General features: G+C 37.6%; 8 protein-coding genes, 11 tRNA genes and 1 pseudogene. 19 read left to right on the plus strand and 1 reads right to left on the minus strand.

The window, feature by feature from the left end; genetic code table 11:
* Window positions 1-170: 170 nt before the first annotated feature.
* The 11 genes from J4P91_RS22400 to J4P91_RS22450 all read left to right on the plus strand — a co-directional run bounded on the left by J4P91_RS22400 (window position 171) and on the right by J4P91_RS22450 (window position 1,132).
* Window positions 171-263: transfer RNA gene (locus J4P91_RS22400), tRNA-Ser, on the plus strand.
* A 25-nt stretch (window positions 264-288) separates the two neighbouring features.
* Window positions 289-365, plus strand: a tRNA-Met gene (locus J4P91_RS22405).
* A gap of 3 nt (window positions 366-368) precedes the next feature.
* Window positions 369-444: transfer RNA gene (locus J4P91_RS22410), tRNA-Asp, on the plus strand.
* Between the two features lie 9 nt (window positions 445-453).
* A tRNA-Phe gene (locus J4P91_RS22415) sits at window positions 454-529 on the plus strand.
* 14 nt (window positions 530-543) lie between these two features.
* Window positions 544-619 (plus strand) — tRNA-Thr (locus tag J4P91_RS22420).
* Window positions 620-629: 10 nt separating this feature from the next.
* A tRNA-Lys gene (locus tag J4P91_RS22425) sits at window positions 630-705 on the plus strand.
* Window positions 706-717: 12 nt separating this feature from the next.
* Window positions 718-788: transfer RNA gene (locus tag J4P91_RS22430), tRNA-Gly, on the plus strand.
* 11 nt (window positions 789-799) lie between these two features.
* Window positions 800-876, plus strand: a tRNA-Ile gene (locus J4P91_RS22435).
* 4 nt (window positions 877-880) lie between these two features.
* A tRNA-Asn gene (locus J4P91_RS22440) sits at window positions 881-955 on the plus strand.
* Between the two features lie 8 nt (window positions 956-963).
* A tRNA-Ser gene (locus J4P91_RS22445) sits at window positions 964-1,054 on the plus strand.
* A gap of 6 nt (window positions 1,055-1,060) precedes the next feature.
* Window positions 1,061-1,132 (plus strand) — tRNA-Glu (locus tag J4P91_RS22450).
* A 154-nt stretch (window positions 1,133-1,286) separates the two neighbouring features.
* Here J4P91_RS22450 and J4P91_RS22455 read toward each other — a convergent pair.
* Window positions 1,287-1,601: pseudogene (locus tag J4P91_RS22455) on the minus strand (MFS transporter); the annotation flags it as partial.
* A 400-nt stretch (window positions 1,602-2,001) separates the two neighbouring features.
* On the opposite strand from J4P91_RS22455, the gene J4P91_RS22460 reads away from it, so the two are divergent.
* The 8 genes from J4P91_RS22460 (at window position 2,002) to J4P91_RS22495 (ending at window position 13,394) form a co-directional block, all read left to right on the plus strand.
* Window positions 2,002-2,874, plus strand: a complete 873-nt coding sequence (locus tag J4P91_RS22460; RefSeq protein WP_207995888.1) for an RNA polymerase sigma-70 factor — start codon at window positions 2,002-2,004, stop codon at window positions 2,872-2,874.
* A 234-nt stretch (window positions 2,875-3,108) separates the two neighbouring features.
* Window positions 3,109-3,552, plus strand: a complete 444-nt coding sequence (locus J4P91_RS22465; protein ID WP_207995889.1) for a carboxymuconolactone decarboxylase family protein — start codon at window positions 3,109-3,111, stop codon at window positions 3,550-3,552.
* A gap of 463 nt (window positions 3,553-4,015) precedes the next feature.
* Window positions 4,016-4,960 carry an L-lactate dehydrogenase gene (locus J4P91_RS22470; protein WP_017153661.1) on the plus strand — a complete coding sequence of 315 codons (945 nt, stop codon included), beginning with the start codon at window positions 4,016-4,018 and terminating at the stop codon, window positions 4,958-4,960.
* Between the two features lie 379 nt (window positions 4,961-5,339).
* Entirely contained in the window at window positions 5,340-7,277 is a 1,938-nt protein-coding gene (gene glgB / locus J4P91_RS22475; protein WP_207995890.1) for a 1,4-alpha-glucan branching protein GlgB, read from the plus strand.
* Entirely contained in the window at window positions 7,225-8,355 is a 1,131-nt protein-coding gene (locus tag J4P91_RS22480; protein WP_017153663.1) for a glucose-1-phosphate adenylyltransferase, read from the plus strand. Before glgB ends, J4P91_RS22480 begins: the two co-directional genes overlap by 53 nt.
* Window positions 8,356-8,373: 18 nt before the next feature.
* Entirely contained in the window at window positions 8,374-9,408 is a 1,035-nt protein-coding gene (locus tag J4P91_RS22485) for a GlgC family sugar phosphate nucleotidyltransferase (RefSeq protein WP_207995891.1), read from the plus strand.
* A 129-nt stretch (window positions 9,409-9,537) separates the two neighbouring features.
* Entirely contained in the window at window positions 9,538-10,974 is a 1,437-nt protein-coding gene (gene glgA, locus J4P91_RS22490; RefSeq protein WP_207995892.1) for a glycogen synthase GlgA, read from the plus strand.
* Between the two features lie 11 nt (window positions 10,975-10,985).
* Window positions 10,986-13,394, plus strand: a complete 2,409-nt coding sequence (locus J4P91_RS22495; RefSeq protein ID WP_207995893.1) for a glycogen/starch/alpha-glucan phosphorylase — start codon at window positions 10,986-10,988, stop codon at window positions 13,392-13,394.
* Window positions 13,395-13,606 lie beyond the last annotated feature (212 nt).

Here is a 13,606-nt window from a genome sequence, read left to right on the forward strand (position 1 = left end):
CTGGCTGAAGGGATCGGTCTTGAAAACCGACAGGCGGCGAGAGTCGCGCGGGGGTTCGAATCCCTCTACCTCCTCCATTTTATAATAATTAAAATGGAATGATAGGATAGTTAATAAAAACTATTAGATGTATAAAGATAACTAAAAGATATAATTAATATTTACTTCATGGAGGTATACCCAAGTTCGGCTGAAGGGATCGGTCTTGAAAACCGACAGGCGGCGAGAGTCGCGCGGGGGTTCGAATCCCTCTACCTCCTCCATTTTTTAAAAAGAATATTATACCGTCGCGGGGTGGAGCAGTCTGGTAGCTCGTCGGGCTCATAACCCGAAGGTCGCAGGTTCAAATCCTGTCCCCGCAACCAAATGGTCCCGTGGTGTAGTGGTTAACATGCCTGCCTGTCACGCAGGAGATCGCCGGTTCGACCCCGGTCGGGACCGCCATTTATTTTTGGCTCGGTAGCTCAGTCGGTAGAGCAGAGGACTGAAAATCCTCGTGTCGGCGGTTCGATTCCGTCCCGAGCCACCATTTTGAAATAGCAAGCCGGCTTAGCTCAATTGGTAGAGCAACTGACTTGTAATCAGTAGGTTGGGGGTTCAAGTCCTCTAGCCGGCACCACTTTCAAAATGAGCCATTAGCTCAGTTGGTAGAGCATCTGACTTTTAATCAGAGGGTCGAAGGTTCGAGTCCTTCATGGCTCACCATTTTAATTTTATGCGGGTGTAGTTTAGTGGTAAAACAAGAGCCTTCCAAGCTCTGGTCGAGAGTTCGATTCTCTTCACCCGCTTTTTCCATTGGGGGCCTATAGCTCAGCTGGTTAGAGCGCACGCCTGATAAGCGTGAGGTCGATGGTTCGAGTCCATTTAGGCCCACCATTATTCCGCAGTAGCTCAGTGGTAGAGCTATCGGCTGTTAACCGATCGGTCGTAGGTTCGAGTCCTACCTGCGGAGCCATATTATATAGAGAAGTACCCAAGTGGCTCAAGGGGCTCCCCTGCTAAGGGAGTAGATCGCTAACGCGGTGCGAGGGTTCGAATCCCTTCTTCTCTGCCAGAAATTGGCCCGTTGGTCAAGTGGTTAAGACACCGCCCTTTCACGGCGGTAACACGGGTTCGAATCCCGTACGGGTCATACTAAAAGAGATAGCATAATCTGCTATCTCTTTTTTATTTATTATAAGGATTTTCTTTAAACTAAAGTAGACTTTGATAGGTCTGCTTTTTTTATTCAAATTTTATAATTCATGTATACCTTTTTCTTTTTGGTGCGTCTGATTAATATCGGTTTAGCGCTTGGTTGAACGATTTTCCGAAGTTATAACTGCATGACTATATGCTGAACGGAGAGATTTGTAGCCTAGAAGTGCGATAATCAAAGCAAGTGATCCCGCTATTATAGTCACGATAAATCCTGCTCTTGCTCCAAAACTATCCACCATGAATCGCACTACAGCCGCGATCCCAACGATACCTAATCCTGCAATTGCCCAAGTCATTCTCTCTGTTACTTTTGATTCAGGAACAATCTTCTCCAGCAATCCTATAGTAATGATCATAGTAGGAGTCACGGACATGCCAGCGAAGACAGCCATTACGAGCAAAGTGGATTGGAATATTCATGATTTAATTTGAGTAGGGATAATTTCATTCTATATAGTAATTTATGATGAATTTGATAGGTAAGAAAAATAATTTAAAGGGGAATAGGATATATAAAAGGTGGCACAAAAGTTTACCTTTTTATTATGTAGTGTGCCCAGCATACATATATCTTTTGTTTCATATTCCTATTTTGATGGAGTTATCTATTGTACAATTTTTATGTAAGAATTTATACAAGTTGTAGTCCTTGCTTTCTATAGATAAAAACTATCAAATAGTATTATGTCAGTGATATTTAAGAGCCTGCATAAGATTAAGAATCGTTCCTTTCGTAACAGAAAGAATTATAACAAATTATATATTTTTATATTGAAACACGCTATAGAATGGAGTGATTGTATGGATTTTGAAACTTTGTATCGAACGTATCAGCCTTTAGTTTACTCTGTTGCATACCGCCTACTTGGCTCTGTTAGTGATGCGGAGGATGTTACTCAAGATATATTTATCAAAGGTCAACATATGGACCAGGAATCCGTTAGAAATATGAAAGCGTATTTAATTAAAATGACGACAAATCATTGTTTGAATATACTACAATCGGCTCGGAAAAAGAGAGAAGTGTATACAGGAGAATGGCTTCCTGAGCCGGAAATAGATACGATGAAACTAAATCCTATGGAAACTATCATTCAAAACGAAAGAGTATCCTATGCATTTCTTGTACTGTTAGAGAATTTAACAGCTGTTGAAAGAGCCGTATTTGTTTTAAGGGAAGCGCTAAGTTACGATTATCGTGAAATAGCGGAAATTTTAAACAAATCAGAGGCAAATTGCCGAAAGATTTACAGTCGTTGTAAAGAGAAGATAAGGCATGAAGTACCCGTACATCCGCAACAGTCGAATCATACAGAAAAGATGATACATACCTTTATCAAAGGCTCAGAAACAGGAAATTTTGAGGAATTTATTAATTTACTGACAGTAGATGCAAGACTTGTCACTGATGGAGGCGGTAAAGTGCGTGCTGCTATATTTCCGATTCTGGGCAAACAGCGTATCCAAATATTTCTGGAGGCAATTGCTTCACGAGGGTTCTTTCAATTGGAGCTTCTTCCAACTATTATAAATGGTCAATTTGGCATCTTAGCAAGGAATAAAGGCCATGCAGAGAAAGCCATATGTTTTGAGTGGGATAAAAGCGGGGAATCCATTAGAAGAATCTACATTATAGTCAATCCTGATAAATTAAAGCATATTCCAGTTCTATAGCATTTAATTGAAAAAGAGATCTTTATTTTAAGATCTCTTTTTTATTTTGTCACAAATTGAAAAGCTAATTTGTCTTATAAGTGACAGGGTATAAAAGGGATGCTATGTATGTTTTTGATTAGAACTTCTGTTATGAATTAAAATATTTTACAGCAGACAGTGATTATGAAAGCCCTTATTAAATATCCTAGTGCCAAAGTACAAACTAATTTTATTTTGTGGAGGGAGTATACGATGGAAACAAGATTTTTAATGGGAAAGGTAAATCCGGAAGGTTATAAGGCAATGGTAGGTTTAGAAAAATACTTGATGACTACAAGTATTGATGAAATATTGAAAGAGCTAATTAAAATCCGTGCTTCTCAAATCAATGGATGTGCGTATTGCATTGATCTTCATACGAAAGATGCACGAAAAATAGGGGAAACAGAGCAACGTATTTATGCTCTTAATGCTTGGCGTGAGACACCATTCTTTACGCAGGAAGAACGTGCTGTGCTTGCTTTGACAGAGGCAATTACACTAGTAGCGGAAACGCACGTTCCTGATGAGGTATATGAAGAAGTAAGAAATTTCTTTGAAGAAGAACAAATTGCTGAAATCATTATGCAGATTGTTGCTATTAATGCATGGAATCGAATTGGGGTATCTACTCGTTTAATGCCGGAAAAAAGATAAGATGGAGATGTGGCCAATATTTTGTAGAGGTACCCTTACACCATCAACAAGCTAAGAAAAAGGATGGTTCCAAAAACGAAAAATAAGTTATTCTTTCTGGAAATACTGCTGAAAGGATAGCTTTTTCGTTTTTGAGCATAAAGAAATTGTAATTGGAAGGATATAGAGCTATTGCAGATTATATAGGATTTAATCTTTAATAGGTAAACGATAAAATATAATGAAACAAGCTTTTCACAATCTAAAGAAAAGGCTTCCATTGTGATTGATTCCACACCTGTCACTATAGCTTTCTCCTATCTGTGAAAAAGTTCACAAATAGGTCATAATTTGTGAATGTATTCACAATGATTCATGCTACAATATGTGTGTAAGGAAGTTAAACAACATTAAATTAGTACTTTAATTAATTACTTAAACAATAATAAAAAATATATGTGAACAATAGAGAGGGGAAATTACCATGAAAAAAGGTATCAATCGCGTAGTATTAGTAGGAACAGGAGCTGTAGGTTGTAGTTATGCTTACTCAATGATCAACCAAGGTGTAGCAGAAGAATTTGTACTTGTAGATGTAAACGAAGCAAAAGCAGAAGGAGAAGCAATGGACTTAAGCCATGCGGTACCATTCTCTCCATCACCAACAAAAGTATGGAGCGGTAGTTATGCAGATTGTAAAGATGCAGATTTAGTTGTTATTACTGCTGGATTACCACAAAAGCCAGGTGAAACTCGTTTAGATTTAGTTGAGAAAAATACAAAAATCTTTAAGCAAATCGTTCGCGGTATTATGGATAACGGATTTGATGGTATTTTCCTAATCGCAACTAACCCAGTTGATATTTTAACTTATGTAACTTGGAAAGAATCTGGATTACCGAAAGAACGTGTAATCGGTTCTGGTACAACTTTAGACTCTGCTCGTTTCCGCTACATGTTAGGTGACTACTTAGATGTAGATCCACGCAACGTTCATGCATACATCGTTGGTGAACATGGTGATACTGAACTTCCAGTATGGAGCCACGCTACTGTAGGTGTACAAAAGCTAGAAACAATTTTAGCGAACAACGAACAATATAACCAAGATGATTTAGATAAAATCTTTGAAAATGTACGCGATGCTGCTTATCATATCATCGAACGTAAAGGTGCAACTTACTACGGTATCGGTATGTCACTACTACGTGTAACTAAAGCGATCTTAAACAACGAGAACAGTGTATTAACTGTATCTGCATACCTGGAAGGTCAATATGGCGAGAAAGATGCTTATGTAGGTGTTCCAGCTGTTATTAACCGCGAGGGTGTACGTGAAATCGTTGAACTTGAATTAAATGAAGAAGAAAAAGCGAAATTCGCTCACTCTGTAAAAGTATTAAAAGAAACAATGGCACCAGTACTATAAGATAAATGATTCAGAAGCGGGAAACTGCTTCTCACTTCTGAATCTTTATATATAACTTTATATAAATTCCTTTTCCAGTTTCCGTATATCCCCCAAGTATACCCCTTTTTCTGGGAAAGGGTCGTTTATAGAAAAAAGCACTCTATTTAAACTAGAGTGCTTTTTTATTATATTATTACAAGTAAAATAATTATATGAGAATAAAACGCTTTCAATGAATATTCGTCAAAATTCGATATATTTTATCAGAAATCAAAATATTTCCTTTAATTTCCACGAAAAAACGTATATTTATTTAAAAATACACAAGGATATTTCAGTTTTTTAACGAATGTTTAAAAAGTAATAAAAATTCTGTCATCTTGGTGAGGTGAACATATTGAGTGTAACAAATTGTATAGAAGAGAGTGTGTATGAGTTTCATACAAAGAAGTGTTATGAGAGCTATAACATATTTGGCGCGCATCTTGTAGTAGAGGATGAAATACAAGGCGTACGATTTACAGTATGGGCTCCTCATGCGAAAGTGCTGAGTGTAGTTGGAGATTTTAACGATTGGGATGTTGAAGGGCATCGGATGATACAAATGACAGAAAAGGGTATTTGGTCATTGTTTATACCACATTTGGAGGAAAATGAAATATACAAATATGCGATTGAAACCAAAGGTGGCGAAACAATTTTAAAAGCAGATCCTTATGCAAATTATGCAGAAGTAAGACCAAATACGGCATCTGTTATTTTTGATATAAGGGGATACGAATGGAACGATAAAAATTGGTTCCGTAAGAAAAAGCGAAAATCAATTTATAAGGAAGCAATGGCAGTTTATGAGTTGCATTTCGGTTCATGGAAAAAGAAAGAAGATGGTTCTCTGTACTCGTATCGAGAAATGGCAGAGGAGCTTATTCCTTATGTGGCGGAACATCAATTTACTCATATTGAAATTATGCCGCTTGTTGAACATCCGTATGATCGATCTTGGGGATATCAAGGTACTGGATATTATGCGGTGACAAGCCGGTTTGGTACACCTCATGATTTTATGTATTTTGTCGATGAATGTCATAAATATGGAATCGGTGTCATTTTAGATTGGGTGCCAGGGCACTTTTGTAAGGATGCTCATGGTTTGTACTTATTTGATGGGGCACCCACCTATGAATATAAAGATTTGGATGTGCAAGAAAATCGTGTTTGGGGAACAGTAAATTTTGATTTAGGAAAACAGGAAGTGCGAAATTTTTTAATTTCAAATGCATTGTTTTGGATGAAATATTACCATATTGACGGCTTTCGTGTCGATGCGGTTGCAAATATGTTGTATTGGGAAAAGGAAGGGAAAGAGCAAAGTAATGAATATGCAGTTTCCTTTTTACGAGAGTTAAATGAGGCAGTATTTGCAGAGGACGAAGAATTTCTGATGACTGCAGAAGATTCGACAGCTTGGCCACTTGTGACCGCTCCAACTTATGAAGGTGGACTAGGATTTAATTATAAGTGGAATATGGGCTGGATGAATGATGTGCTGAAATATATGGAGTGTGCACCGGAATACCGAAAATATATTCATGAGAAAATGACATTTTCTTTGCTATATGCTTACTCTGAAAATTTTATATTGCCACTTTCTCACGATGAAGTCGTTCACGGGAAAAAATCATTGTTAAATAAAATGCCGGGAGACTACTGGGAAAAGTTTGCGCAGCTCCGTTTATTATACGGGTACTTCCTTACGCATCCAGGGAAGAAATTACTCTTTATGGGCGGGGAATTTGGTCAGTTTGATGAATGGAAAGATCTTGAGGATCTAGATTGGAATTTACATGATTTTGAAATGCATCGTTATATGCATGATTACTTTAAAGAGCTCATAGCATTGTATAAGCGTTCTAAACCACTTTGGCAGCTGGATCATTCGCAGGAAGGATTTCAGTGGATTGATGCCGATAACAAGGAACAAAGTATTTTCTCGTTTATCCGTAAAGGGGATAAGGAAGAAGATATCCTTGTCGTGGTATGTAATTTTACTAATATTGTGTACGAAAATTATAAAGTAGGTGTACCAGAGTTCACGTATTATAACGAGATTTTAAATAGTGATGATGCAATATACGGCGGCTCAGGACAGGTAAATAAAAAACGGCTGAAGGCAATAATAGAGCCGTATCATAACCAGTCTGCTCATGTAGAAATAACAATTCCGCCATTTGGTGTATCTATTTTACGGCCAGTGAAAACGAGAAAGGGGAGCAAAAAACAAGATGGTAAAAAAACAGAATTGCGTAGCAATGTTACTAGCAGGAGGAAAAGGTAGTCGTTTAAGTGCACTAACAAAAAATTTAGCAAAGCCAGCTGTTCCCTTTGGCGGTAAGTACCGAATCATTGATTTCACATTAAGTAATTGCTCGAATTCTGGTATTGAAACAGTGGGGATTTTAACGCAGTATCAACCGTTAGAGCTTCATAATTACATTGGTATTGGAAATGCATGGGATTTAGATCGTGTCAACGGAGGGGTGACAGTTTTACCTCCTTATGCGGAATCTTCCGGAGTGAAATGGTATACAGGAACGGCGAGTGCGATTTATCAAAATTTAAATTTCTTACAGCAGTATGATCCAGAATATGTTCTGATTTTATCAGGAGATCATATTTATAAAATGGACTATAGTAAGATGCTAGACTACCATATTGAAAAAGAAGCAGATGTTTCGATTTCTGTTATTGAAGTACCGTGGGATGAAGCGAATCGTTTTGGGATTATGAACACGAATGAAGAGATGGAAGTTGTTGAATTTGAAGAAAAACCGCAGTTTCCGAAAAGTAATTTAGCTTCAATGGGAATTTATATTTTTAATTGGGCTATTTTAAAGGAATATTTAGAGATGGACGCACGAAATCCAGACTCTAGTAATGATTTTGGAAAAGATGTACTTCCACTTTTATTGGATGAAGGAAAGAAATTAATTGCTTATCCATTCCAAGGATATTGGAAAGATGTTGGAACAGTCAAAAGTTTATGGGAAGCAAATATGGATTTACTTCGTGATGAGTCTTTATTGCAGTTAAATGATCATGACTGGCGCGTTTATTCTGTCAATCCAAATGAGCCACCTCAGTTTATTTCTGAAGAGGCAAAAGTAGAAGAATCATTGATAAATGAGGGATGTGTTATTGAGGGAGAGGTTAAGCATTCCGTTTTATTCCAAGGTGTAACAGTAGGAGAAGGAAGTCAGGTAATTGATTCTGTTGTTATGCCAGGGGCTCGAATTGGAAAAAATGTTGTAATTGAAAAAGCGATTGTTGGCTCAGACATGGTAATTGAGGATAACACGGTTATTCGATCAGAAAAAAATGTAGATGATATCGTATTAATTGCAGAAGGAAAATAGACAAAGGGGATGAGATGAATGGGAGAATCAATGTTAGGAATTATTAATGCAACAGGGAGCTTTCCTTCCTTAAAGAAAGTAACAGGGCACCGTTCACTAGCTGCACTACCATTTGGAGGACGTTATCGTCTCATTGATTTCATGCTTTCTAATATGGTTAATTCTCATATTCATAGTGTAGCGATTTTTACGAGTCATAAAAATCGTTCCTTGATGGATCATCTCGGATCAGGAAAACAATGGGATTTAGATAGAAAACGCGACGGCTTATTTTTATTTCCTCCGAATTGCCAATGTGATCAAGATGAGTTTGGTTCCTTCGCTCATTTTAGAAGACATATTGACTATTTTCTGCGTAGCAGACAAGAGTATGTTGTCATTACAAATAGTCACCTTGTTACAGCGATAAATTTTCAAGCAGTGTTAGAGAGACATATACATACGGAAGCAGATATTACGGAAGTGTGTCATGATGGGGTGTCGTTGCAAACTTATGTACTAAAGAAGCAATTACTAATAGACTTATTTGAAACGTATAAAGACATGGAACATTATAGTTTATTTGATGTAGTCAAAGAGAAACGAGGAGAGTCGCTGTATATTACTACATATGAACATACGGGATATGTAGCGGTAATCGATTCGATTGAAAGCTATTATAAACATAGTTTAGAAATTTTGCAGCCTGCTATTTGGAAGCAGTTATTTACGAAGGAAGCTCCGATTTTTACAAAAGTAAAGGATGAACCACCAACGCGCTATATGAAAGGCGCTGAGGTGAAAAACACAATGATTGCAAACGGTAGTATTATTGCAGGACAAGTAGATAACAGTGTTATATTTCGTTCTGTTAAGGTTGGAAAAGGCTCTGTCATTCGAAATAGCATTATTATGCAAAAGAGCCAAATTGGAGATAATTGTATATTAGACGGTGTTATTATTGATAAAGATGTTAAGATTGAAGATGGCGTGGTTTTAACAGGAACACCTGATAATCCGCATGTTGTGGAAAAAGGTAGTGTCCAAAATCATACAATTAATAGTTATTCTTAAACGCTCTAGCAAGTGAATCCCTATTTGATAGGGATTCACTTGCTCATATAATGAATTTAAAATCCGAAGGGAGGAAGCTGTAAGAAGGGCGGCTCAGGGGTACACGCTTTTCAGGCAGTGGAACAACACGTGAATATTTTATTTGCAGTATCAGAATGCGTACCGTTTATTAAATCAGGAGGCTTAGCAGATGTTGCGGGTGCACTTCCAAAAGAATTGAAAAAATTAGGGGTAAACGTCCGCATTATACTTCCAAATTACAGTCTTATTCCTAAGCATTTACGAGAAGCATGTACGCTTCATAAGGTAATCAATGTTCAGCTCGGCTGGCGAAACCAATATTGCGGGATTTTAAAAGGGGAGCAAGACGGGATTACGTATTATTTAATCGACAATGAATATTATTTTAAAAGGGATTCTTTATACGGACATTATGATGATGGAGAACGTTTTTCTTTCTTTTCTAAAGCAGTGTTAGAGTGTATGCCACACCTAGATTTTGAAGTGGATATCCTTCATAGTCATGATTGGCATACAGCGATGGCAAATTTTTTACTGCGTGAAAAGTATGGGGACAACTCATTATATCAACATATTAAAACTGTTTATACGATTCATAATTTGCAGTTCCAAGGTGTGTTTCCTCGTGAGGTTATGCATGATTTACTGGAGCTTGGTGATGAATATTTTGATAGTGAACAGCTTGAATTTTATGGGAACGTTAACTTTATGAAAGGCGGCATCATCGCTTCAGATCGCATTACAGCGGTTAGCCCAACATATAAGGAAGAGATTCAATATGAATTTTTTGGAGAAAAACTAGATGGTTTGTTGCGCAAATATAATGATAAGCTGAGCGGGATTGTAAATGGTATTGATACGAGCGTATATAATCCGAAAACAGATGCGTTTATTACCACGCAATATGATGCTGAGTCGTTATGTGATAAGCAAGATAATAAACGTGCATTACAGCGTTACTTCGGTTTGCCAGAAAAAGAAGATACGCCAATTATTTCAATGGTAACGCGATTAACAAAGCAAAAAGGTCTCGACTTAGTACGTACTGTCTTTCATGAAATGATGGAAGACGATGTACAATGTATCATTTTAGGATCAGGGGATTCTGAGTATGAGCAATTTTTTGAATGGATGGCATATGAGTATCCAGAAAAAGTGAAAGTGTATATCGGCTTTAATGAAGAGTTAGCACATCAAGTATATGCAGGCAGCGATTTATTTTTAATGCCATCATTGTTTGAACCATGCGGACTCGGACAGCTTATTGCACTCTCATATGGTGTAATCCCAATTGTAAGAGAAACGGGAGGATTGAACGATACAGTTCAGTCTTATAATGAGAAAACAGAGACTGGAAATGGCTTCAGTTTTAGAAATTTTAACGCTCATGACATGCTACATACGGTTCGTCGTGCGCTTACGTATTATCATAATAAACCAGTATGGGATCAACTTGTCAAACAGGCGATGACAGAAGATTATAGCTGGAAAAATTCGGCTCTGGCATACAAGGAACTATATAAAAGTTTGCTGAAACACTCTTAGGTGGTGAAAAAATGTTTACTCATGTTGAAAGCTTTAAAGTAGCTTTTTTAGAAAAACTAGAAACGATGTATGGAAAGAGTTTCAAAGATTCTACAAGTCGTGATCAGTATAATACACTTGGTCATATGGTACGTGAGTATATGAATCAGCACTGGATTGCAACAAATGAAAAATACCGGACTGGGAATCAAAAGCAAATGTATTACTTATCTATTGAGTTTTTACTTGGTCGTTTGCTCGGTAGTAACTTACTAAATCTAGGTATCCGTGATGTATGTGAACAGGGCCTTTCAGAGCTTGGAATTTCATTGAAAGAATTAGAAGAAAGTGAAGCGGATGCAGGGCTTGGCAACGGAGGACTTGGCCGCCTTGCAGCCTGTTTTCTTGATTCACTTGCATCGTTAAATCTTCCAGGGCACGGATGTGGTATTCGTTATAAGCATGGTTTATTTGATCAGAAAGTTGTCGATGGGTATCAGGTGGAATTGCCTGAACAGTGGCTTCGTCATGAAAATGTATGGGAAGTAAGAAGGCATGATCAAGCAGTGGAAGTGAGTTACTTTGGACAAGTGGAAGCTGTGCAAATCAATGGCCGCTTAGAATTTCGCCATACTGACGCAGAAGTTGTTATGGCGGTTCCGTATGATGTTCCGGTCGTTGGGTATGAAACAAGCACTGTGAATACACTTCGACTTTGGAACGCAGAACCAGTTCCTTTTCCACAAAATTGCAAAGATATTTTGAAATATAAACGTGAAACAGAAGTAGTATCAGAATTTTTATATCCTGATGATACACATGATGAAGGGAAAATACTACGTTTAAAGCAGCAGTATTTTCTTGTATCGGCAAGCTTACAAAATATCGTTCGTTTGCACCGTGAGTGCAATGAGACGCTTCGAAATTTACATGAAAAAATTGCAATTCATATTAATGATACACACCCAGTCCTTGCGATTCCAGAACTCATGCGTATTTTACTAGATGAAGAAAAGCTCTCTTGGGAAGAAGCGTGGGATATTACAACTCAGACGATTTCTTATACGAATCATACGACATTATCAGAAGCGCTTGAGAAGTGGCCAATTCATATCTTTAAACCGTTATTACCGCGTATTTATATGATTATTGAAGAAATCAATGAACGTTTTTGTCATGAACTATGGGAGCGATATCCGTATGATTGGAAGCGGATTGAAGACATGGCGATTATCGCGCATGATCTTGTGAAAATGGCGCATTTAGCAATTGTCGGAAGCTATAGTGTAAATGGCGTCGCAAAAATTCATACGGAAATTTTAAAACAACGTGAAATGCGATTGTTTTATGAGTTTTACCCGGAGAAATTTAACAATAAGACAAATGGAATTGCGCACAGGCGCTGGCTTATGAAAGCGAACCCGCAGCTTACAAATCTTATTTCAGGAGCGATTGGAACGGAGTGGAAGAAGCAACCTGAGAAGTTACAATTGCTGCAAGATTATCGGTATGATACTGTTTTTCAAGACAAGTTACACTCTGTAAAGCAGCACCGTAAAAATATTTTGGCTGAGAGAATTGCAAATAAGATGGGAATTGTTGTGGATCCGAATTCCATTTTTGATGTACAAGTAAAACGATTGCACGCTTATAAAAGACAATTATTAAACGTATTACATATTTTATATTTGTACAATCGTTTAAAAGACGACGCAAGCTTTTCGTTTTATCCGCGCACATTTATTTTCGGTGCGAAAGCATCCCCAGGCTATTATTATGCAAAAAAAATTATTAAATTAATAAATGAACTTGCCAGAAAAGTAAATGAAGATCCGTATGTGAGTCAATATATGAAAGTTATCTTTCTAGAAAACTATCGTGTTTCACTTGCGGAAGATATATTCCCAGCAGCTGATGTAAGTGAACAAATCTCTACCGCAAGCAAAGAGGCATCAGGAACAGGGAATATGAAATTTATGATGAACGGTGCCATTACGCTCGGAACGCTAGATGGTGCCAATATTGAAATAAGAGAAAGAGTAGGGGACGAAGCCTGTTTTATCTTAGGATTAACGGCTGAAGAAGTACTGCATTATTATCAAAATGGCGGATATCGTGCGAACGACTACTATCATCACAATATGCATATTAAAAAGGTAGTTGATCAATTAACAAATGGTTTCTTCACAAATGCCGGAGCTGAATTTGAAGCGATTTACGATTCGCTTGTCATTCAAAACGATGAGTACTTTGTCCTCCGTGATTTTAGCCCATATGCAGGGCGCCAAGAAGATGTAGGAAGAGCATATGAAAACAGAAGAAAATGGCTAGAGATGTCGATCATCAATATTGCACAATCAGGACACTTTGCGAGTGATCGAACGATTCTGCAATATAGTAATGAGATTTGGGGTATTGGTGATAGGATTAAGCTTTCGTGAGTTGAAGATATAAATTAAAGAACTTACTTTTTAGATGGGAGAGAGGATTCAGCCATGGATAGAAGCGGTTAGATCCTTTTTCCATGCCAAGTGAAGACAAAAGGAGAAAAAGAGTGGAGGGTACTGTGTTCCTTCATAGCAGCGACTTTTATGCCTAAAAATCAAAATGAATATATAGGAATAATATAGAGTCCCTTGTGAGGATTTGGAGG

The sequence above is a fragment of the Bacillus sp. XF8 genome (assembly GCF_017498755.1).
Classification (GTDB): Bacteria; Bacillota; Bacilli; order Bacillales; family Bacillaceae_G; genus Bacillus_A; species Bacillus_A bingmayongensis.